The 22,704-nt window shown below is 38.9% G+C and carries 22 protein-coding genes, 1 pseudogene and 1 other annotated feature; of the genes and pseudogenes, 19 read left to right on the top strand and 4 right to left on the bottom strand.

The genetic code is table 11. The features are described from left to right. The first annotated feature begins 72 nt into the window (after positions 1–72). From secA to ftsX, 4 genes are all read left to right on the top strand, one after another. Entirely contained in the window at positions 73–2,634 is a 2,562-nt protein-coding gene (gene secA, locus NPA36_RS06915) for a preprotein translocase subunit SecA (protein ID WP_256945391.1), read from the top strand. A 104-nt stretch (positions 2,635–2,738) separates the two neighbouring features. Beyond that, positions 2,739–3,864, top strand: a protein-coding gene (gene prfB / locus NPA36_RS06910; protein ID WP_407932798.1) for a peptide chain release factor 2 whose coding sequence is annotated in 2 segments (ribosomal slippage) — positions 2,739–2,798 and positions 2,800–3,864 — 1,125 coding nt in all. Because the reading frame shifts where the segments join, the coding sequence is not laid out codon by codon here. A gap of 152 nt (positions 3,865–4,016) precedes the next feature. Continuing rightward, a complete protein-coding gene (gene ftsE, locus NPA36_RS06905; RefSeq protein ID WP_256945389.1) occupies positions 4,017–4,703 on the top strand; it encodes a cell division ATP-binding protein FtsE in 687 nt (228 codons plus the stop codon). Further along, positions 4,693–5,580 carry a permease-like cell division protein FtsX gene (gene ftsX / locus NPA36_RS06900; RefSeq protein ID WP_256945388.1) on the top strand — a complete coding sequence of 296 codons (888 nt, stop codon included), beginning with the start codon at positions 4,693–4,695 and terminating at the stop codon, positions 5,578–5,580. The genes ftsE and ftsX overlap by 11 nt, the downstream gene beginning before the upstream one ends. Positions 5,581–5,969: 389 nt before the next feature. Here ftsX and NPA36_RS06895 read toward each other — a convergent pair whose 3' ends face one another. After that, positions 5,970–6,665, bottom strand: a complete 696-nt coding sequence (locus NPA36_RS06895) for a DUF554 domain-containing protein (protein ID WP_256945387.1) — start codon at positions 6,663–6,665, stop codon at positions 5,970–5,972. A 284-nt stretch (positions 6,666–6,949) separates the two neighbouring features. On the opposite strand from NPA36_RS06895, the gene NPA36_RS06890 reads away from it, so the two are divergent. Both NPA36_RS06890 and NPA36_RS06885 read left to right on the top strand, forming a co-directional pair. Continuing rightward, entirely contained in the window at positions 6,950–8,548 is a 1,599-nt protein-coding gene (locus tag NPA36_RS06890) for a CTP synthase (protein WP_256945386.1), read from the top strand. Positions 8,549–9,165: 617 nt separating this feature from the next. Next, on the top strand, positions 9,166–9,714 hold the full coding sequence (locus NPA36_RS06885; protein ID WP_256945385.1) for a Gx transporter family protein: 549 nt from the start codon (positions 9,166–9,168) through the stop codon (positions 9,712–9,714). Positions 9,715–9,845: 131 nt separating this feature from the next. Here NPA36_RS06885 and NPA36_RS06880 read toward each other — a convergent pair whose 3' ends face one another. Both NPA36_RS06880 and NPA36_RS06875 read right to left on the bottom strand, forming a co-directional pair. Next, on the bottom strand, positions 9,846–10,256 hold the full coding sequence (locus NPA36_RS06880) for a hypothetical protein (protein WP_256945384.1): 411 nt from the start codon (positions 10,254–10,256) through the stop codon (positions 9,846–9,848). Continuing rightward, on the bottom strand, positions 10,253–10,456 hold the full coding sequence (locus tag NPA36_RS06875) for a helix-turn-helix transcriptional regulator (RefSeq protein ID WP_256945383.1): 204 nt from the start codon (positions 10,454–10,456) through the stop codon (positions 10,253–10,255). The genes NPA36_RS06880 and NPA36_RS06875 overlap by 4 nt, the downstream gene beginning before the upstream one ends. Positions 10,457–11,173: 717 nt before the next feature. On the opposite strand from NPA36_RS06875, the gene NPA36_RS06870 reads away from it, so the two are divergent. The 13 genes from NPA36_RS06870 (at position 11,174) to rplL (ending at position 22,275) form a co-directional block, all read left to right on the top strand. Beyond that, entirely contained in the window at positions 11,174–11,779 is a 606-nt protein-coding gene (locus NPA36_RS06870) for a helix-turn-helix transcriptional regulator (RefSeq protein ID WP_256945382.1), read from the top strand. Positions 11,780–12,490: 711 nt separating this feature from the next. Continuing rightward, complete coding sequence (locus NPA36_RS06865; RefSeq protein WP_256945381.1) at positions 12,491–14,368, top strand: NAD(P)/FAD-dependent oxidoreductase; 1,878 nt, start codon at positions 12,491–12,493, stop codon at positions 14,366–14,368. Positions 14,369–14,475: 107 nt separating this feature from the next. Beyond that, positions 14,476–15,462 carry a polyprenyl synthetase family protein gene (locus tag NPA36_RS06860; RefSeq protein ID WP_256945380.1) on the top strand — a complete coding sequence of 329 codons (987 nt, stop codon included), beginning with the start codon at positions 14,476–14,478 and terminating at the stop codon, positions 15,460–15,462. 206 nt (positions 15,463–15,668) lie between these two features. Continuing rightward, entirely contained in the window at positions 15,669–16,220 is a 552-nt protein-coding gene (locus tag NPA36_RS06855; protein WP_256945379.1) for an FMN-binding protein, read from the top strand. Between the two features lie 111 nt (positions 16,221–16,331). Then, on the top strand, positions 16,332–17,393 hold the full coding sequence (locus NPA36_RS06850; protein ID WP_256945378.1) for an FAD:protein FMN transferase: 1,062 nt from the start codon (positions 16,332–16,334) through the stop codon (positions 17,391–17,393). Between the two features lie 19 nt (positions 17,394–17,412). Next, the gene (gene menA / locus NPA36_RS06845) at positions 17,413–18,360 is read left to right on the top strand and encodes a 1,4-dihydroxy-2-naphthoate polyprenyltransferase (protein WP_256945377.1); all 948 of its coding nucleotides are present in this window, start codon (positions 17,413–17,415) and stop codon (positions 18,358–18,360) included. 375 nt (positions 18,361–18,735) lie between these two features. Next, on the top strand, positions 18,736–18,888 hold the full coding sequence (gene rpmG, locus NPA36_RS06840) for a 50S ribosomal protein L33 (RefSeq protein WP_256945376.1): 153 nt from the start codon (positions 18,736–18,738) through the stop codon (positions 18,886–18,888). A 24-nt stretch (positions 18,889–18,912) separates the two neighbouring features. Further along, positions 18,913–19,083 (top strand): preprotein translocase subunit SecE, encoded by a 171-nt coding sequence (gene secE, locus NPA36_RS06835; protein WP_256945375.1) that lies wholly within the window; start codon positions 18,913–18,915, stop codon positions 19,081–19,083. 125 nt (positions 19,084–19,208) lie between these two features. Beyond that, entirely contained in the window at positions 19,209–19,769 is a 561-nt protein-coding gene (nusG, locus tag NPA36_RS06830) for a transcription termination/antitermination protein NusG (RefSeq protein ID WP_256945374.1), read from the top strand. A gap of 131 nt (positions 19,770–19,900) precedes the next feature. After that, complete coding sequence (gene rplK / locus NPA36_RS06825; protein WP_256945373.1) at positions 19,901–20,326, top strand: 50S ribosomal protein L11; 426 nt, start codon at positions 19,901–19,903, stop codon at positions 20,324–20,326. A gap of 106 nt (positions 20,327–20,432) precedes the next feature. Further along, positions 20,433–21,122 (top strand): 50S ribosomal protein L1, encoded by a 690-nt coding sequence (rplA, locus tag NPA36_RS06820; RefSeq protein ID WP_256945372.1) that lies wholly within the window; start codon positions 20,433–20,435, stop codon positions 21,120–21,122. A 43-nt stretch (positions 21,123–21,165) separates the two neighbouring features. Beyond that, positions 21,166–21,289, top strand: a sequence feature (ribosomal protein L10 leader region). 54 nt (positions 21,290–21,343) lie between these two features. Further along, positions 21,344–21,844, top strand: coding sequence for a 50S ribosomal protein L10 (gene rplJ, locus NPA36_RS06815; protein ID WP_256945371.1), 501 nt, complete (start codon positions 21,344–21,346; stop codon positions 21,842–21,844). A 62-nt stretch (positions 21,845–21,906) separates the two neighbouring features. Then, positions 21,907–22,275: a 50S ribosomal protein L7/L12 gene (gene rplL / locus NPA36_RS06810; protein ID WP_256945370.1), complete on the top strand. Its 369-nt coding sequence runs from the start codon at positions 21,907–21,909 to the stop codon at positions 22,273–22,275. 325 nt (positions 22,276–22,600) lie between these two features. Here rplL and NPA36_RS06805 read toward each other — a convergent pair. Continuing rightward, positions 22,601–22,704 (bottom strand): annotated as a pseudogene (locus tag NPA36_RS06805) (IS982 family transposase); the annotation flags it as partial.

Here is a 22,704-nt window from a genome sequence, read left to right as displayed (position 1 = left end):
TGTCAATAGATGACATGGTGCAAGACTATACCTGACGTATTCAGGGAAGAATCTAACCAAGGAGCGAATAGAATGGCTAATTTTTTAAAACAGCTAATTGAGAACGATAACAGAGAGTTACGTAAATTAGAAAAAATTGCCGATAAAGTTTTGGCTTACGAAGACCGTATGGCAGCTTTAACGGATGAAGATTTCCCGCTTAAAACAGAGGAATATAAAGTGCGTTACCAACAAGGTGAGGATTTAGATGCTTTACTCCCTGAAGCCTTTGCCTTAGTTCGTGAAGGGGCAAAACGTGTATTGGGGCTCTTTCCCTATAAAGTCCAAGTCATGGGTGGAATAACTCTTCATGACGGGAATATCGCTGAGATGAAAACTGGGGAAGGAAAAACCTTGACGGCAACCATGCCTGTATACCTAAATGCCTTGTCTGGCGATGGGGTTCACGTGGTAACTGTCAATGAGTACCTAGCTACTCGTGATGAAAAAGAAATGGGTGAACTTTATCGTTTCCTAGGCCTAACAGTAGGGTTGAACTTAACCGGTAAAACACCAGAAGAAAAACGTGCGGCTTATGCTTCAGATATTACCTACAGCACTAACAACGAATTAGGCTTTGATTACCTACGTGATAACATGGTCGTTTATAAGAGCCAAATGGTTCAACGACCACTGAATTTCGCTGTAGTCGATGAAGTCGATTCTATTCTAGTCGATGAAGCTAGAACACCTTTGATTATTTCCGGGCAAGCTGAAAAATCAACCGTGCTATATAACCGTGCCGACTTTTTTGTTAAAGGCTTAAAAAATGAAGAAGATTATACCATTGATGTAACATCTAAAACCATTTCATTAACAGATGAAGGAATAACTAAGGCAGAAAAAACTTTCCGTTTGCCGAATTTGTATGATATTGACAACGCAGCGTTAATCCACCATTTAGACCAAGCGTTACGAGCTAATTACATTATGTTGCGCGACATTGACTATGTGGTTGATGAAGGAAAGGTGAAGATTGTTGATGGCTTTACTGGACGTATCATGGAAGGCCGTCGTTATTCTGACGGGCTCCACCAAGCCATTGAAGCTAAAGAAGAAGTTGAAGTGGAAAACGAATCAAAAACAATGGCGACCATCACCTTCCAAAACTACTTCCGTATGTATCGCAAGTTATCAGGGATGACAGGTACAGCTAAAACGGAAGAAGAGGAATTTCGTGAAATTTACAACATGAACGTTATTTCAATTCCAACCAACCGCCCTGTTATTCGTATCGATGAGCATGACGTTATCTACCCAACTCTAAAGAGCAAATTCCGTGCCGTTGCTAGAGATATCAAAGCAAGACACGAACTAGGTCAACCAATTCTAGTCGGAACCGTTGCTGTAGAGACTTCTGAATTGCTGTCCAACATGTTGAAGCAAGAAGGCATCCCTCACGAAGTTCTAAATGCCAAAAACCACTTTAAAGAAGCAGAAATCATCATGTCTGCTGGTCAAAAAGGTGCGGTAACCATCGCGACCAACATGGCTGGACGTGGTACCGATATCAAGCTTGGTAAAGACGTAAAGGAACTTGGTGGTTTATGCGTTATTGGTACAGAAAGACATGAGTCTCGCCGTATTGATAATCAGTTGCGTGGACGTTCTGGTCGACAAGGTGACCCAGGTGCCACCCAATTCTATCTATCTTTGGAAGATGATTTAATGCTACGTTTCGGTGGCGAAAGAATGCAACAAATCTGGTCCCGTTTGAACCTAGATGGCGAAGACGAAGACTACATTCAAAGCAAAATGCTATCCAGACAAGTTGAATCCTCACAAAAACGTGTGGAAGGAAACAACTACGATACTCGTAAGAGCGTCTTAGAGTACGATGAAGTGATGCGTGAACAACGTGAGATCATCTACTCTCAACGTCTACAAATTATTAACGAAGAAAACTCCCTAGAAAAAGTTACTCAAGGTATGATTCGTCGTACCATTCATCGTATGGTTGAAAATCATACACTAGGGGACAAGAAGGACTGGAATCTAGAAGCGATTAAGGACTTTGCAGCTAGCGCCATCCTTCATCCAGACGAAGTGTCCATTGAAGACTTTGAAGGCAAAACGCCGCTTGAGATAGAAGCGTGGCTAAACGAGAAAGCCCTAGCCATTTACCGTGAAAAACAAGAACAGTTAAACGGTAGCGAACAAATGCTAGAGTTTGAAAAGGTTGTTATTCTACGAGTGGTCGACCGTAAATGGACTGACCACATCGATGATATGGACCAATTGAGACAAGGTGTTGGCTTGCGTGGTTACGCTCAAATGAACCCATTAACCGAATATCAAACAGAAGGGTTTGACCGTTTCCAAGCTATGGTTGCAGCAATCGATTACGATGTGACTCGTATTCTGATGAAATCTCAAATTCGTCAAAACTTGCAAAGAGAACAAGTTCAGGGGGCTCGCAGCGTGATTGCTAGCGGAACAGACCGTCCTCGTGTTCAACCACAAGAAGTTCCTGGGCAAGCTTTAGAACAAGAAGAGGTTCTTGAAGAAGCTACAGTTGCTCCAAGAAAAGAACTAAAAAAAGGCCATAAAACCAAAGCACGCTTTGAAAAAGGCCGTAGCTCTCGTAAAAAATAAAACCAAACTGTAGAGATGAGGCACTCTTCTAATCACCCCGTGTGGCTAGAAGAGACAGCCTCATTCTTCATCTAGACAATCAGTAAAAACTATGGAGGTAAGTCATGGAAATCAGTGAAATTAGAAACACACTAGAAAAAATGCAGCAACAAATAAACTCTTATAGGGGGTCTCTTTGACCTAGATAAGCTAGAACAAGACATCGCTAGTCTAGATCAAGAAATGGCTGAACCGGGTTTTTGGGACAATAATGAATCAGCACAAGTGGTCATCCAAAAGAGCAATGAATTAAAAGCAGTCTACGATACCTTTCATCAGCTTGAAGTAGCTTATGAAGAATTGGAACTCCTATTTGATATGCTTAAAGAAGAACCGGATGAAGAGATTCATCAGGATTTAGTGGAGCAGTTACAGAGTTTAGAAAAAGACCTGAACCAGTATGAATTAAGCATGCTACTTAGCGGCCCTCACGACAAGGAGAACGCTATTTTAGAACTCCACCCCGGAGCTGGCGGTACAGAGTCACAGGACTGGGGCTCTATGCTGATGAGAATGTATACCAGATGGGCAGAAAAGCACAACTACAAAGTTCAGATCCTTGATTATCAAGATGGGGAAGAAGCAGGTATCAAATCAGTTACCTTATTAATTGAAGGGCTCAATGCTTACGGCTATTTGAAGGCGGAAAAAGGGGTGCACCGTCTGGTAAGAATTTCACCATTTGATGCTGCTGGGAAACGTCATACGTCTTTTTGTTCGGCGGATGTCATGCCTGAAATTCAAGGGGATGTTGATATAGAGATTAATCCAGACGACCTAAAGATTGACGTTTACCGTGCCAGTGGAGCGGGTGGGCAGCACATCAATAAAACTTCTTCAGCGGTGCGGATTACCCATATCCCAACTGGCATCGTAACCCAAAGTCAGGCGCAACGGTCTCAATTTAAGAACAAAGATCAAGCTATGAGTATGTTGAAATCCAAGCTTTATCAACTAGAAGAAGAGAAAAAAGCTCAAGAGCTAGCTGAAATCCGTGGCGAACAAAAAGAGATTGCTTGGGGTTCACAAATCCGTAACTATGTTTTCCACCCATATTCCTTGGTGAAAGACTTAAGGTCAGACTATGAAACAGGAAATATCTCTGCTGTTATGGATGGTGATTTGGACCCGTTCATGGATGCCTATCTCAAATGGACCTTACAAGATTCAAGTAATCAAGAGATGGAATAAGGCCTTGCTTAAGGAATGACATAGCATTGTAATATGATTTCAATGGTAATTCCTCAAAGTCATGCTATAATTGTCAGAGTATTATGGGCATATAGTCCATAGATGTAACCATTCTTAAGTAAGAAAATTTAAAAGCAAAGTAAGGTGAAATAATGATTGAAATGATGAACGTATCCAAAAAGTATCCTAATGGCATTACGGCGATCAATAACCTGTCTGTTCAAATCGATAGCGGGGAATTTGTCTATATCGTAGGCCCATCTGGTGCTGGGAAATCAACCTTTATCAAGATGATGTATCGTGAAGAACAAGCTAGCTCAGGACGAATTAAGGTTGGAAAATATGATTTGATGAAAATTAAACATCGAGATATTCCATTTTTACGCCGTTATGTAGGGGTGGTCTTCCAAGACTTTAAACTTCTACCACGGTTGACGGTATTTGAAAATATTGCCTATGCAATGGAAGTTATTGAAAAAGGACCAAAAGAAATCGAACGTCGTGTCAATGAAGTGCTTGAATTGGTAGGCTTAAAACACAAAGTTCGTATGTTTCCCAATGAGTTATCTGGTGGGGAACAACAACGGGTAGCTATTGCACGAGCAATTGTTAACACACCCGGAGTCCTTATCGCCGATGAACCGACTGGTAACCTGGATCCAGACACTTCCATGGAAATTATGGAAATTCTCCAACAAATTAATGCTCAAGGAACAACTGTTTTAATGGCAACACACAACAGCCACATCGTTAATGAGATGAAGCACCGTGTTATTGCTATCGAAAACGGCCGTATCGTCCGTGACCAACAGGAAGGAGAGTACGGATATGAAGATTAGAACCTTTTCTCGTCATATACGTGACGCCTTCAAAAGCCTATTTCGTAATGGGTTAATGAGTTTCGGTGCGATTAGTGCCGTATCCATGACGCTAGTCTTAGTTGGATTTTTTATTGCAATTCTATTCAACGTCAACCAAATAGCGACCGAGATTGAAAATGATGTCAATGTGCGTGTTTATATCGATTTGGCAGCTGACCAAGCTAAACAGGATGAGCTAAAAACAACGATTGAGGGATTGGATAATGTCGCAAGCGTGACTTTCCGTAGTAGAGATCAAGAATTAGATGATATCACTAAGAGTTTTGCTCAAGAATTCGAACTCTTTAAAGATGATGGAAACCCTCTTTATGATACCTTTGAAGTGAGCACAACTAGCCCAGATACCACAAAACCCGTTGCAGAAGCTATTGAAAAAATAACCTATGTGGCTAAGGTAAACTATGGTGGTGCTCAAGCTGACAAACTGTTTGCAACTATCGGAACAATTAGAAATATTGGGATTGTTATTATTGCTGGTTTGCTTTTAATTGCTGTATTCTTAATTTCCAATACCATCCGCTCAACCATTTATGCTCGTCGTACTGAAATTGAGATTATGAAACTGGTTGGTGCCAAAGATTCTTATATTCGTTGGCCTTTCTTCTTAGAGGGCGGTATTATCGGATTGTTAGGTTCGATTGTGCCGATTATTCTCTTGTGGCTTGTCTATCTTTCTGTATACGGAAACGCATCAAACTTCCTAGCAACATCTAGTTTGACCCTATTGAACCCTAATCCTTTCCTAATCCAACTGTCCTTGATATTGGCAGCTATCGGAATCGTGATTGGCTCATTCGGTTCTATGTTCTCCGTCAGACGTTTCTTGAAAATTTAAAACTAAATCCCCTTAGATACTTAGTCTAAGGGGATTTTTATGTGCCGAAAATAGCTTGGGGTAACTTTGTTTTCGATTCTCTGTATGAAGGGGCTGGGCAAAAAGTCTGTGATAAAATAAAAAAATTCTAAATCATAAAAGAGTTCCCCAGAAATTTATCCGAAATGAGAACGGTGGCACCGCCGAAAGCCTTGGTCTCACCGGCTTAGCTGTCTACGTGGCTGTAAATCGGCTAAAGCCGAAACATCCACTGTGCGTCAGCTATGCTTAACACCGTCCTATAAGGATAAATTTCTGGGGAACACTTTTATTTGGTTACCATTTGGACTTTTAGCCCAGCCCCTTGTAAGTTTAGGACTATCAGGTTATATTTCTCTACCGCAAACTAATCATAGTAATCCCAAAAATTGCCCCAGTGGAATCAATATGATTGGTAGGAAGATAGCAGGGATATAGTTTGTGACCTTTAATTGGGTCATTTCTAACAGATTGAAGCCTAGGCCGATTAGTAGGACAGAACCGACTGTGGACATTTCAGTAATGGTTACTTGGCTTAAGAAGGGGGCCAAAAAAGAAGCTGACAGGGTTAAGGTGCCTTGGTAAACTAAAACGGCCAGGGCAGAAAAAGCAACCCCGATGCCATGGCTGCTGGCCAATATAAGAGCAGTAATCCCATCTAAGATAGACTTTGTATAAAGCATCTGATTGTCGTTTGCTAGGCCACTTTGTAGTGATCCTACAATTGCCATAGCGCCAATACAAAATAGCATGGTAGCTGACATAAACCCTTGAGCAAAGGTTGATTCGGGATTATTTTTAGCCACAATACCTTGAAGATGATTGGCTAACTGGATTAAGAGTTTATCCAATTGCAATGCTTCGCCGATAATACCACCGATGACGATGGAAATAATGACAATAATCATGTTCTGACTATTAAGGCTACCTTCAATTCCAATGACTAGAATGCAAAGAGCGATTCCTTTCATAATCATATCGTTGAACCGTGGTGCCAAGCCTTTGTGGATGACTAAGCCCAAGAGTGAGCCAACAATAATGCTAGCCGTATTAACAAGAGTTCCCAAATAAACGCCTCATTTCTCTAGAAATATTTGACAAGTAACTATGTAACAATCAGTGTCTAGTATAACACAGCTAACCATTTGGAGAAGCATAATGACACTTTTCAAGCAAACATCCTTGACGAAACTCCCTCAGCCTAGTATTATCTTAATTGGGCTCCCTAAGTCATTTACTATCAAATGACGGACAGGATGCATAAGGAACCTATAACTAGCTCCCCCTTTTCGAGTTATTCGGAATGGGGGTTTTATATTTTTATTACCTAATATGGAAAAGGAGCAGATAAATGACAAAGTATATTTTTGTAACAGGTGGCGTTGTGTCATCGATCGGTAAAGGAATTGTGGCAGCATCACTAGGGCGACTATTAAAAAATAGAGGGTTAAAAATTACCATTCAAAAATTCGACCCATATATTAACGTTGACCCAGGAACTATGAGTCCTTACCAACATGGAGAAGTTTTTGTAACGGATGATGGTACAGAAACTGACCTAGACCTAGGGCACTACGAGCGTTTTATTGATATTAATCTAAATCAATATTCTAACGTCACTACTGGTAAAGTCTACTCTGAAGTTATTCGTAAGGAAAGAAAAGGGGACTACCTTGGGGCGACCGTTCAAGTTATTCCTCATATTACTAATGAAATTAAAGAGAAGATTATGCGTGCAGGGGAAACAACCGATTCTGACATCGTGATTACTGAAGTTGGGGGAACTGTTGGGGATATTGAATCTTTACCATTCCTAGAAGCTTTGAGACAGATGAAATCAGATGTTGGTGCTGAAAATGTTTTATATATTCACACAACTTTACTGCCTTATTTAAAAGCAGCTGGTGAAATGAAAACCAAACCAACTCAACACAGTGTGAAAGAGTTACGTAGTTTAGGGATTCAACCAAATATTTTGGTGGTTCGTACGGAACAAGAATTACCAGAAGGCATTCGCCAAAAGCTAGCAAGCTTCTGTGATGTGGATGCAGATGCGGTTATTGAATCACGTGACGTGGAAACACTCTACTCAATTCCTTTGAACCTACAAGCTCAAGGTATGGATGATATCGTCTGCAAACATTTTGGCTATACTGATCTTCCTGCCGCAGATATGACGGCTTGGAAAGAACTAGAAACAACCGTCTTGAACCTGAAAGAAAAAACAAAGATTGCTATTGTTGGGAAGTATGTCGCTTTACCAGATGCTTATCTATCTGTAGTGGAATCCTTGAAACATGCTGGGTTTAAACACAATACCGATATTGACATTGATTGGGTTCAAGCAGAAGATATTTCGGATGAAAATGTAGCTGAACGTTTAGGGCAAGCCGATGGTATCCTAGTGCCAGGTGGATTTGGTAACCGTGGGATTGAAGGTAAGATTGCAGCCATCAAATATGCTCGTGAAAACAATGTACCTTTCTTTGGAATTTGTTTAGGTATGCAGCTAGCATGTATCGAGTACGCTCGTAATGTTGTGGGCTTAGAAGGTGCAGATTCAACGGAGGAAAATCCAGAAGCTAAGCACAATATTATCGATTTGATGGCAGACCAGCAAAATGTTGACAAACTCGGTGGCACACTTCGTTTGGGTCTCTATCCTTGTCAATTGAAACCAGGTAGCGTGGCACAGGCCTTGTACGGTCAAGACCTTGTTCACGAAAGACACCGCCACCGCTATGAATTCAACACGGAATACCGCCAAGCCTTGGAAGAAAAAGGTTTTGTCTTCTCAGGAACTTCCCCAGACAATCGTTTGATGGAAATCATCGAAATACCAGAGCATCCTTTCTTCGTGGCTTGTCAATTCCACCCAGAATTTGTCTCCCGTCCAAATCGTCCACAAAGTATCTTTGACGGATTTGTCAAAGCGGCTCATAAAGGGTAATCCTATTCAATTATGACAAAAGGTATGGGTAAAAATCTCTCTAATTAATAAAGCAAAAGAGTTTGCGGAAAAAGATTCAGAAGTGACGGTGTATAGCCATAGCTGATGCTCAGTAGTTGTTGGGGCTGGGTAAAAAGTCCATAATGACTAATATTTATTTTTAAATCACAAAAGAGTTTTGCGAAAATCTTATCAGAAATGAGAACGGTGGCACCGCCGTGATCCTAGGTCTCACTGGCTTAGCTGCCTACGTGGCTGTAATCGGCTAAAGCCGAAACATCCACTGTGCGCCAGCTATGCTTTACACCGTTATTTCTAATAAGATTTTCGCCAAACTCTTTTGTTTGTATAGCGCCTGGACTTTTTGCCCAGCCTCTTACAGATACGTAGACAGCTAAGTCGTGAGACCAAGGCTCACGGCGGTGCCACCGTTTTCGTTTCTGAATCTTTTCCGCAAACTCTTTTGTGATTTAGAACGTTATTTTATTCTTTCTGACTTTTTTGCTCAATTCCTTTTTATATAAGATTTTCCAGATTTTGGATGGAAATTATGGTATGATATTTTGACTGAAGTGTTTACTGATAAAATTTTGACATAGAAAATTGGAGCTTATCTAATGAAGAAACAAACTTCTACACAACGACTTTTATTTATTGCTTTACTAGCAGCGCAGGGAATTATTCTTGGGTTGTTAGAGCAGGCGATTCCTGTCCCATTTGCTTTTGCACCTGGGGCAAAGCTCGGTTTAGCCAATATTATCACTGTTATTGCCCTTTATACCTTGTCTGTCAAAGAGGTTTTGGCGGTTATTGTTATGCGTACCTTACTGACTACATTGTTAGGTGGCACCTTTTCGACCATTTTATATAGTGGCATGGGGGCGCTTTTTAGTTTTGTGGGTATGTATTTGGTCAAACAACTGGGTCCTAAACGGGTATCGATGATTGGTGTCAGCGCAACAGGTGGAATTTTGCATAATCTAGGACAACTCTTTGTAGCAAGTCAAATTGCGCAGTCATGGACGGTCTTCCTCTATTTACCTGCTATGTCTATCGTAGGGATTTTTTCTGGGGTGGCTATTGGGATAACGGCCAACTACTTGATTAGCCATGTTAAAACATTAGGCTTCTATTTTTCGCAGCAAAATAAACCAATGGATGAGTAAATAAATTGTGTTCATAAACAAAAATCGAGCCTCTAAGGCAGCGACTAAAATCAAAATGGTGCAACTACTTGTGTTAGATACCGTGATTTTAGCTTCTGCCCTAGAGGCTCTTTGTTTAATAAATGCCTGGTTTACATACGTCTTTCCAAATAACGAGCAGTTAACATCCAGGTAGCTTGCCCAATAAAAATAACGACTACAATTGAAAAGAACACAACTTTATTCATATAGCCCATAAAGATTAAGGCAAACAAAACTAAGACTAATAGAGTGGTCATGACCGCAAAACCAGTCGCCAATGACGCATTAGTAATAGCAATATTTCGTTCGTCATTTTCTAAGATAGTTTGTTCTTTTGAAGGTTTGAAAAATTGAAAGCTTAGAATAATCAGTAAGGTGCCAATTAATGTTGTTCCATAGACTAGCAAATCAGGACGTGGTATGGGTAAATTTTCATGCCATCCAAACCAGTAAGTGACTAGTCCTCCTATTAGGATAACCAATCCGCTACTCAACTCAATCACTTGTACTTTCTCTTTCATGTTGTCTCCTCCTCATATAAGAAAATATCCTCAATGGTCAAATCAAAATATCGGGCAATCTTAAAGGCAAGTAGAATAGAGGGGTTATACCGTCCGTTTTCTAGGGAACCAATTGTCTGACGAGATACCTCAAGTACGACAGCCAACTCTTCTTGTTTAATTCCTTTTCGCTTACGCAACTCTTCTAAACGGTTTCTCACAATATTCCCCCTTTTTAATGGAAAGTCAACTTTCCTTATTTGCTTCATTATAAGACTACCAACCCCTGTATGTCAAGTTAACTTTCCGTTCTGAAATTCTAAACCACAAAAGAGTTTTGCGGAAAAAGTGTTCAGAAATGAGAACGGTGGCACCGCCGTGAGCCTAGGTCTCACTGGCATAGCTGTCTACGTGGCTGTAATCGGCTTTAGCCGATTACAGCCACGTAGACAGCTATGCTTTGCACCGTTATTTGGACATATTTCTCGGGTTTCTAACAAGGGTTGACTTCTTACATTGTACCTTTATATTGGCCTTGGATAAATCATCCGAGTACTAATATAAAGATTTTTTGTCATGGAATAGGTGGATAGTTTAATACAACACTGATGAGTAAATGTTATAAAAGCAAGAGCAAATTGAAATTGCCTATGTATTTTTATAACTGCAATTGATAATTGCTAGGTATTTTAATAAATATAAGCTATCTTAAAAATAGAAAAAAATTTTTTATCGTTATTAGTTTTGGCAATCAAAGACACCTGCTTTTTTATTACATTACATAGGACTAAAGTGATGAAAATTGAATGCTACGTGATATAGTTAAACATAGTAAAGCAATTTTAATGTGACTTTGTACATTTTTATAATGCATTTAAGAGTTGCTAGTAATAGTCATTAATATATTTTATTTTATAGTAAAGGAAGATGTCGTAGCTATGCTTAACGAAATTTTAAGAGAAAAAAGGAATGAATTAGGGCTGACCCAACAAGAAATAGCGGATAGATTAAACGTAACTAGACAAACAGTTTCTAGTTGGGAAGTTGGAAAAAGTATTCCAGATATTTCTAGTTTAATTGATCTAAGCGAGCTGTATGATATTTCCTTAGACTATATGTTAAAGGGGGATAAACAAGTGACTGATAAACTGAAAGAGGATACTGTGGAATTAAAATTTTTAAGATTTTTTTCTAAAACAACTTTAATTGTAGTGGGAATTTTATTGGCAATAACCATGCCTGCGTTAATTATATTTGCTGCAGCAGCGTTTATTTATATTACAGTTTTTAAAAAACAAAATATAAAAATAATAACCAGTGTAAGGGAGTCGAATACAATGAAAAAAAGTTCAAGTTCTTTGGGACAAGCTTTAACAGATTCTTTTTCAATTATTGGTGGCATGACTATGTTTTATATCATGTTATCGTTTTTTATTGGAAAGGGTGATATGATTGTTAACGAGCGAAATAAAATAGTTCTGATAATTTTATTTATAGGATTTTCTATAGGAGGATATTTTAAGTATAGAAGAAACAAAAAATAAATAGTTTACTATTACGTAGATCTGTTTTGTTATTTAGCATAGGGGTTGACATAACTTAGCTTATACCCAGTTATGATACATCGAGGATCACAGAGTTTATTCCTGTAAATCTCTACTGGTCTAGCTCAAGTCACAAAAGGAGCTGGGCAAAAAGTCCAAAAGGTAACCAAATAAAAGAGTTCCCCAGACATCTATCCGAAATAGCGGTGTAAAGCATAGCTGACGCACAGTGGGTGTTTCGGCTTCAGCCGATTACAGCCACGTAGACAGCTAAGCCAGTGAGACCAAGGCTCACGGCGGTGCCACCGTTCTCATTTCTGATAGATGTCTGGGGAACTCTTTTATGATTTAGAATGACTATTATTTTATTACAGACTTTTCGCCCAGACCCCCTTTTTTAACTAGCTAGTTAAATTTGAAAGAGGATTTTTGACACTAATATCACATAAATGTTTTTAGAAGAATCTAGCAAAATTCTTAAATTTTTTATGGAACACTAGTGATACAAGCTAAGTTTTTAATTCAGCAAAGAGCTATTTTTTAGAGGCATGAACAAAACACATTAGCAAGCATCAGAAATATTTTTAAAAAGCATTTGCTCAAAAAAGGCTTTTCACATAGACAAATCACAATATGTGTACTATAATTAACAAGCAAAATCGTATTATTTTATGCACTTATTTCACATAGAAATTAAAAAGGAGTAGGAGAATGATAGAAAAAAATATTGTTATTGTTGGCGCTGGCTTTGCAGGGGTATCTGCTGCCAAACACTTGTCACGTCATTTTAAGAAGAACAAAGATATAGTCATCACGCTTATTGACCGCAATCCATACTTAACATATATGACAGAATTGCAGGAAGTTGCTGGAGGACGAGTTGAACCAGAAGCCATCCAATATGACTTACAAAAATTGTTTGCACATTCAAAAAATGTCAACCTAGTAACCGATTCTGTTGTTGGACTAGACAAAGATAAAAAAGTTGTTACAACAGCTCACGCAAGTTTCCCATATGATTATTTAGTCATCGGTATGGGGGGAGAAGCTAATGACTTCGGGGTTCCGGGTGTGAAGCAACATGGGTTCACCTTATGGTCAATGGAGGATGCTGTCATCATGCGTGACCACATTATTTCTTGTGTGGAACGTGCTGCCAAAGAACATGATGTTGTCAAACGTAAAGCCCTATTAACCTTCACAGTTTGTGGTGCAGGATTTACAGGGGTTGAGTTGGTTGGAGAGATTATGGATTGGATTCCAGTTCTAGCTAAACAATACAACTTAAACAAAGATGAATTCTCTCTTTACATTATCGAGGCAGTCAGCACCATTTTGAATATGCTTGAACAAAAAGATGCCCTTAAAGCAGTGAAGTTCATGGAAAAACGTGGCATCAACCTAATCAAGGGTAACGGAATTAAAGAAGTTAAAGCAAGCTCAATTACCTTGGCTGACGGTACTGTGATTCCAACCTACTCCTTGTTCTGGACAGCTGGTGTCAAAGCCAACACTGAATCAGAAGTTTTCGGCTTTAAAACAGCTCGTGCTGGACGTATTGCCGTTAATGAATTTATGCAAGTTGATGGCCAAGAAGACATCTTCGTTATCGGTGACTTAGCTTACTACGAAGAACCAGACAAAGAAAATAACCCAAACCCACAAATTGTACAAGCGGCAGAACAAACTGGAGCAACAGCTGCTAAGAATATTACGGCTAAAATCGAAAACACACAAGCTGTTCCTTATAAAGGGAAATATGATGGTTTCATGGTTTCAATCGGCTCTCATTATGGCGTAGCTTTCCTAATGAATAAATACCACCTAAGTGGATTCTTTGCTATGCTGATGAAACATATCGTCAACATCAAATATTTCTTAGAGATTTTCTCTATGTATTATGCAATTCAATATGTCATGCATGAGTTTTTCCATATTAAAAACCGCCGTAATATCTTCCGTGGACACCTGTCTCGTTATGGAAATGTTTTATGGTCATTGCCACTTCGTCTTTTCTATGGTGGAATGTGGACTATCGAAGGAATTAAGAAACTCTTTGGTATTTGGGGAGCAGAAAGTTGGTTCTTTGGGGAGCACTTAGCCTTCCCATTTGAATGGCTACAAGACCCAACGACAGGTGCATCTGCTGTTGTTGAAGAAGTTGCTAAAGCACCAGCCTTTGCCTTTAACTATACCTATGGTGAAGAGCCGATGATGGTTCTATCAAAAATGCCAGGTTGGTTTGAAGCTATCATGAAAATCATGGTGCCAAACGTTGAAGTAGCTTATCTAATGCAAAAAGTGATGACCCTAGTTGAATTAGCTATTGGTTTAGCCATTATGGCTGGTTTCCTAACATGGATTGTTAATGCAGTTACGATTGGTTTAGTAGGAACTTTCGTATTGTCCGGTATGTTCTACTGGGTGAATATGTGGTTTGTACCAGTTGCCATCGCCTTAATGAACGGTTCAGGACGTGCTTTCGGATTAGACTACTACATTATTCCATGGTTCCAAAAAGTTGCAGGAAAATGGTGGTACGGAGAGTCTAAGAACATATACGGATTCGACTCTAGGTCCAATAAATAAACAATTATGATGAAGGTGGCACTCGTTGTCACCTTTTTTTCAACAAATTATGTTTAGGCAACAATTCAAAGAGTTTCCCATTCAAGAAATATAAAGGAGTAAATCTAGTGTCTGTTCATGTAATGTGGGATGATTACCCTCAATTAAAAAGTGAATTAGAAGCGGTCAAGCAGATTATGCTTGATGCTATCCAATTGTCCAATAGTGATGTGAAACAAGCCATCATAACCATGATAGAAGACGGAGGAAAAATGTTGCGACCAGCCTTTTCCTTGCTCTTTTCTGGTTTTCAAGAAGAAAGAGACTTAAAAAAAGTTTATGCTATTACGGCATCGCTAGAGTTTCTTCATCTGGCAACTTTAATGCATGATGATGTCATTGATGACTCAGATTCAAGGCGAGGACATGCGACTTTGAATGCACAATTTGGCAATCGGGTAGCTATCTATGCTGGGGATTATCTTTTGACAGTTTGCTATAACCTCTTGGCAGACTATGTCGATGATTTGACGGGGATTAAACGTCCGGTCAATGGCATGGAAAAGGTTGTTGATGGTGAACTAATGCAGATGAAACGCCGGTATGGGATAGATATATCTATCCAAGATTACCTTAACCAGATTGAGGGGAAGACGGCCGAGTTGTTTTCTCTAAGTTGTTATTCTGGAGCTTACTACGCAGACCCCAAAGAAACAAAGGGTATTGCTATTCGTTCTAAGCGGATTGGTTACAATATTGGTATGGCCTTTCAATTATTAGACGATATCTTGGACTACACTGAATCTAGCCAAAATCTAGGTAAACCAGTTCTAGAAGATGTGCGACAAGGGGTCTATTCGGCGCCTCTGATATACGCTTTACAAAGTCAGCCTGGCCCGCTTATCAAATTGTTAGAAAAGAAAGCTAGTCTTAGCGACAAAGACTTGTTAAAAGTACAAAAATTAGTCATAAAACACGGTGGCGTTGAAAAAGCTAAATCTCTAGCTGAGTTGTATACCAAAAAAGCACTCAACCAAATAGAAGAGCTGCCACCATGTACAAGTCGTGACCAATTGGCACAACTAACCAAGCAATTGTTAGAACGGAAATTTTAAGGATTTTTCACAAAGATTCATAGAGACTAGAACTTATTATAGAACAAAAAGGGATAAATAGACTTTTTAAAGAAGTATTCATCTCTCAAAAACTTTTGTTTTATTTCACAAAAAGGCTAGACAAATGAGCTAGAAATAGGTATGATATGTATGTGAAAAAATTATATGAGACTTGTCTCAAAAAAAATAGAAGGATGGGTATAATAATGGAATTAAAGAAAAAATTATCTGTAGCAACAGTTCTTTTAGCTTCAACATTTGTTTTAGTAGCGTGTGGAAACGGTGCTGACAAAGCTTCATCTTCATCAGAAGCAGCGTCAACTTCAGAAGTAGCATCTTCATCATCAGAAGCAACTTCAACAAGCACAGAAGCAACAACTGACAAATTAGTAGACGGAACATACACATTAGAAACAAACGCTGACAAACGTGGTTGGGCAACTAAATTTGTTATCACCGTTAAAGATGGTAAGATTACTGAATCTGACTACGATAACTTCAACGATAAAGGTGAACGCAAATCAGCTGACAAAGCTTACCAAGAAAGCATGGCAGCTAAAACAAACGGCGTTGGACCAGAACAATACTTCAAAGCTTACAACGAAGGCCTTGTAACTTCACAAGACCCAGCTAAAGTAGAAGTAGTAACTGGAGCAACTCATTCTCACGAATCATTTGTTGAATACGCTGAAAAATTAATTGAAGCAGCTAAAAAAGGCGATACAACAACTATCAAAGTTGAAGTACCAGCTGAATAATCTTTGATTTAAATATTTTATAGCGAACAGACTGAGTGTTGAACTTAGTCTGTTCTTTTTTATGGAAATTGATTATACTGGTAGACGACAAAACGTTTAAGGAGTTAGACTATGAAAAAAACAAAGCTCATCAGTATGTTGGTAGTAACAGTACTACTAGGCTTCCTTTTGACAGCGTGTGGCAATCGTGCCAGTTCGGAAAGAAAGGTCATCTTAAGCCCAGTTAAAAAGACAGAATTTCTTTTAGGAACGGTTATTTCTTTACAGGTATATCATGAAGATACAGAAGAAATTATTGATCAAGCCTTTCAGATGGTTAAGGACTTAGAAGCGAGAATTACTGTTAATCAAGCTGGCTCTGAAGTTGATCAGGTCAATGATTCTTCAGGCATAGCGCCAGTTAAGGTTAGTCCAGAGATTTTCCAATTAATCCAAGATGGTCTGCTCTATAGCAAAGAGTCTCAAGGGAGTTTTGATATTACAGTAGGACCTTTGGTGAATTTATGGCGAATAGGATTCGATGATGCAAGAAAGCCATCTCAAGAAGAGATTGACCAAACCTTGCCTTTGGTAGACTACTCTAAGGTAGAAGTCAATGAGGTAGACTCTACGGTTTATCTACCAGTAAAAGGGATGAAGCTTGACCTTGGTGGGATTGCTAAAGGTTATATTGCTGATAAGATTTGGGCCTTGTTTAAGGAAAACAATATCTCAACCGCAGTGATTGACTTAGGTGGAAATATTGTGGTTATGGGCGGTTCGCCTGCTAGGGATGGTGTTGCTTGGAACGTTGGTATTCAAGACCCTTTCCAAGTGAGAGGGACAACTATAGGAGCTATCCTTGAAAAAGATATGAGCTTAGTTACTTCAGGTATCTATGAGCGCTATCTAGAAGTGGATGGCAAAACCTACCATCACATACTGAATCCCAAAACGGGGTACCCTTATGATAACGATATTGCAGGAGTTTCCATTATTGTCAATAATTCAACCAGAGGGGATGCTCTATCAACAACAGTTTTTTCTCTAGGATTAGAAGCTGGCTTAGCCTATCTCAATAAAGAAAGCAATGTATCTGGTATTATCGTTACCAAAGAAAATGGTGTTTATTTGACTGATGACATCAAGGATACCTTTACCTTAACGAATGATGCTTTCACCTTAAAAAATTAAAAATCAGGAGTTTTATCTTATGACTTTATCATCATTTTTAGAATTAGTAGAAATCAAAACCAAGATCGCTAGTCTGTTTCCTTTTTTAGTGGCTCTAGCTTACTGTGCTTACTATTATCAATCCTTCAATTGGATTAATACTGGCTTATTTTTTGTTGCTATGCTGAGTTTTGATATGGCAACAACAGTTATGAACAACACCATGGATTATATCAAGGCTAAAAACCTTACCTACAAAAAGGAAGAGAACGTTTTAGGGCGAGATGGAATTTCTGTTAGATTAGCTTTCTCTATTTTAATTGGAATGGTAACTTTATCTGCTTTGATTGGGCTAGTTTTAGTTTATCGTACTAATCTCTTGCTCTTACTAGTAGGACTTGCTTGCTTTTTTATCGGTCTCTTTTATACATTCGGACCTATTCCAATTTCAAGAATGCCTTTAGGAGAGATTTTATCTGGCTTTACTATGGGATTGGGTATCTTTGGGATTATGGTCTATATTAATGTTCCAATTGAAACAACGGCCGCTATTTTTTACCATAACGGCATTCTGACAGGTGCGGTTGACCTTGTTTTTCTGGCTAAGGTATTTCTACAGGCTCTGCCTTTGGTCTGCACCATTGCCAATATTATGCTCAGCAACAATATTTGCGATTTAGAAACAGATATTAGTAATCATCGCTATACTTTGGTTTACTACATTACTAAAGAAAGAGCTTTGTTACTCTATCAATGGCTTTATTATACGGCCTTTCTAGCCATTACCTTGGCAGTCTTGTTAAGAATTAGTCCATGGCTCATGTTAGCAACATGGTTACTTTTCCCAATGATACAAAAAAACATCAAAACCTTCCAAGCCAAACAAGAAAAGTCGACCACCTTCGTTTTAGCCATTAAAAACCTTGTCTTACTTCATAGTTTGCAGATTATTTTATTACTAGTAGCGACTGTGATAGGCAAAGGCTAATAGGGACTGGGTAAAAAGGCGTATCAATAAAATCTATTTCTAAATCACAAAAGAGACTCCCGATGGGGTTGTCAGAAATCAAAACGGTGGCACCGCCGTGAGCCTTGGTCTCACGGCTTAGCTGCCTACGTATCTGTAATCGGCTGAAGCCGAAACAGCTACTGTGCGTCAGCTATGCTTTGCACCGTGATTTCTGACAACCCCATCGGGAGTCTCTTTTGTTAAGTTAGCATAATATACCGGTCTTTTTACCTAGCCTCTATTTAGCTCGTAAATAAATTGATTTACTAGAAACTGTTGACAAGAGACGCTTAAATCTCTATGATGAAATATGTATAGAATGAAAATCGTCAGTAAATAGAAAGTAGTGGAAAAATGGCTCAAAAAAAAGCAGCGTTAGCCTGTTCAACTTGTGGTTCACGGAACTACACTATCACCTTAGGACAACACCAACGCGTTGAACGCTTAGAATTAAAAAAGTTTTGTAAATATTGCGGGAAAATGACCCTACATCGTGAAACCAAATAAAGAAAAAGCAAGGAGATTTATAGAATGAAATTTTTAGCTAGTGTAGTAGAAGAAATGAAACTTGTCACTTGGCCAACTGGTAAAGAAGTAAACCGCTATACAACAACTGTAGTTGCTACGGTGATTGTATCCGTGATTTTCTTTGCAGCTGTTGACTATGGAATTGGCGCTTTGGTAAATACCTTATTAAAATAGATAGTCATTTAAAGACTATGGTGGTATACTGAAATCAATAAAAGAAAACCTTTCTCATTGGAAGGTTTTTTATTATGGCGTAATGTACAGAGGAGTAAGTCAAAATATATTGAAGGAGGAAGCAAATGGATTCAGCAGATTATGGCAAACAATGGTATGTTTTACACACCTATTCAGGTTATGAGAACAAAGTTAAGACCAATATTGAATCACGGGTAGTCAGCATGGGGATGGAAGATAATATTTTTCGTGTCATCGTGCCAGAAGAAGAGGAAGTCGAAGTAAAGGACGGCAAGTCAAAAACAGCCGTGCATAAAACATTCCCAGGATATGTCTTGATTGAGATGATTATGTCAGACCAAGCATGGTACATTGTTCGTAACACACCTGGTGTAACAGGTTTTATTGGATCTCATGGAGCTGGTTCAAAACCATCGCCATTATTACCAGAAGAAATTGAAGTCATTTTAAAACGCATGGGCGTTCAAGAAAAAGTGGTTTCTGACATTCATGTAGAAGTTGGCGACTACGTTATTATCACAGAAGGTGCCTTTGATGGCATGTCTGGTAAGGTCAGCGAAGTGGACCAAGAGAAACAAAAACTAAAAGTTATCATTGAAATGTTTGGTCGTGAAACTATTGCTGAGCTAGATTTCATCCAAGTTAAAGAAGACGATACTTATTAATAAAAATCACTTGCAGTCCAGATAGAATTCTGGTAAACTGTCATGGTGCTTAATAGGCACAGTAACAAAGTGGGAGGAGAAATCTTCATCTCCATTAAACCACGCGCGGAACAATCAAGGAGGTATGTCTCGTGGCTAAAAAAGTTGTAAAAATTGTAAAGTTACAAATCCCAGCAGGTAAAGCAACTCCTGCACCACCAGTTGGACCTGCATTAGGTCAAGCTCAAATCAACATCATGGGTTTTACGAAAGAGTTTAACGCTCGTACAGCAGACCAAGCTGGATTAATCATCCCAGTAGTAATCTCTGTTTATGAAGATCGTTCATTCGATTTCATCACAAAAACACCACCAGCAGCAGTATTGTTGAAAAAAGCTGCTAAAGTTGAAAAAGGTTCAGGCGAACCTAACAAGAAAAAAGTTGCAACCGTAACTCGTCAACAAGTACAAGAAATCGCTGAATTAAAAGCACCAGATTTGAATGCAGCAGACGTAGAAGCTGCTATGCGCATGGTCGAAGGTACAGCCCGTTCAATGGGATTTGTTATCGAAGGCTAAAAACCAAGGCAGCTTCCAGAGAAGTCCGTTCTAGAAAAGAGTATCCGCTCTATGGACTTCAGTGGGAGGTAGAACCGCTAAAACCACACAATAGGAGGAAATTATTATGGCAAAGAAAAGTAAACAATATTTAGAAGCCGCTAAAAAAGTTGATTCAACTAAAGCATATCCAGTTGCTGAAGCAATTGCATTAGCAAAAGAAACAGACTTCGCAAAATTCGATGCATCTGTAGAAGTTGCATACCGTTTAGGAGTAGACCCTAAGAAAGCTGACCAACAATTACGTGGAGCAGTAGTCCTACCAAATGGTACTGGTAAAACGCAACGTGTATTGGTATTTGCTAAAGGTGAAAAAGCTAAAGAAGCAGAAGCTGCAGGAGCAGACTATGTTGGCGATTCAGAATTAGCTCAAAAAATCCAAGGTGGCTGGTTTGACTTTGACGTTATCGTAGCAACACCTGACATGATGGGTGAAGTTGGTCGTCTAGGACGTGTCTTAGGACCTAAAGGCTTAATGCCAAACCCTAAAACAGGTACAGTTACTATGGACGTAACCAAAGCTATCGAAGAAATCAAAGCTGGTAAAGTAACTTACCGTGTTGACCGTGTTGGAAACATCCACGTACCAATCGGAAAAGTATCTTTTTCAGATGAAAAACTAGTTGAAAACATGAAAACAATTCATGAAACACTATTACGTGTAAAACCTTCAACAGTTAAAGGTCAATATATCCGTAACATTTCAGTTACAACAACATTTGGACCTGGCGTGAAAGTAGAACTTTCATCTCTATAATAAAATAATACTTGACTATACTAAGAGTATTCAGTACAATTAGTCCTAGTTGAAAATGCGACCGAAGACAGTAGGGGGCTAGCGCCTTAATCAACCTACCGAGGGAGATACAAGTCTAACTTTTATTCTCTATGTCTGTGTCGACATAGAGAATTTTCTTTTTTAGCCTAAGCTAAGACAAAAATTCTCTATGACCGAATAATCAGGAGGTGAATCAAGGAATGAGCGAAGTAATCATTGCAAAGAAACAAGAACAAGTTAATCTAGTGACTGAACAATTCAAAAATGCAGCATCTGTTGTAGTTGTGGATTATCTAGGATTAACGGTTGAACAAGTAACTGACTTACGTAACCAATTGCGTGAAGCAGGCGTTCAATTTGCCGTTGTAAAAAACAGCATTTTGTCACGTGCAGCACAAGCAGCAGGCCTAGAAGGAATGGATGACATTTTTAAAGGACCATCTGCAGTTGCATTCAGTAATGAAGATGTAGTAGCGCCAGCTAAAATCTTAGCAGATTTTGCCAAAAAAGCAGATGCTTTAGAAATTAAAGCAGGTGTGGTTGAAGGCAAAGTATCTTCAAAAGAAGCTATCGAAGAACTTGCAAAACTACCAAACCGCGAAGGCTTACTATCTATGTTACTATCTGTACTACAAGCACCAGTCCGCAATACAGCATTGGCTTTCAAAGCTGTTGCAGATCAAAAAGAAACAGCAGCATAAACAGGTTTTCCTATTTACTAGCTAGCTAACAAAAAAATTACCTTAAATGGAGGAAAAACAAAATGGCATTAAACGTAGAACAAATCATTGCTGATATCAAAGAAGCAACTGTATTAGAATTAAACGAATTAGTAAAAGCAATCGAAGAAGAATTTGGCGTAACAGCAGCAGCTCCTGTAGCAGTAGTAGCAGGTGGCGCAGCTGAAGCAGCTGAAGAAAAAACTGATTTCGACGTAGAATTAACTTCTGCTGGCGACTCAAAAATTAAAGTTATCAAAGTTGTTCGTGAAGCAACTGGTCTTGGCTTGAAAGAAGCTAAAGCTTTAGTTGATGGCGCACCTGGAATCGTTAAAGCTGGCTTAAACAAAGACGATGCAGAAGCATTGAAAGCTCAATTAGAAGAAGTTGGAGCTTCAGTAACTCTTAAATAATTCTAATGATGATGATTGAACCCTAGGGACTTATGTTCTTAGGGTTTTTTTGTTTACTCTCGGACTACTAAGAGTTTGCTATAAAAAGTATGGTAGTTCACTTTATTAATAATCGCAAATAGTGATGATCTCTCTAGAGGTTAATAGTAAAAATAAATGTGTCCAAAATTTGTGTAATTCAGCAGTCGATTAACTTCTCATTATAATAATTATATGATAGAATGTGTTTGGAATATGTCTGGAATGTTGTTGCGTCATGAAAACGGTTTTGGGAAAAGGAGACGGGGATGAAACGTATATATAAGATACCCATAGTGCTAGTTGATTAACCACCCAAACATTCAAGACCAATGGAAAATTTTAATGTCCCATACTCTCTTTTATGAGCTTCAATCAACAATAGATTATAAAGAAGCACCGTTAATTGTA

Origin of the sequence: Granulicatella seriolae, from assembly GCF_024543085.1 — a bacterium.
Taxonomy (GTDB): Bacteria; Bacillota; Bacilli; order Lactobacillales; family Aerococcaceae; genus Granulicatella; species Granulicatella seriolae.
This window is presented reverse-complemented; position numbering and strand designations above follow the sequence as displayed.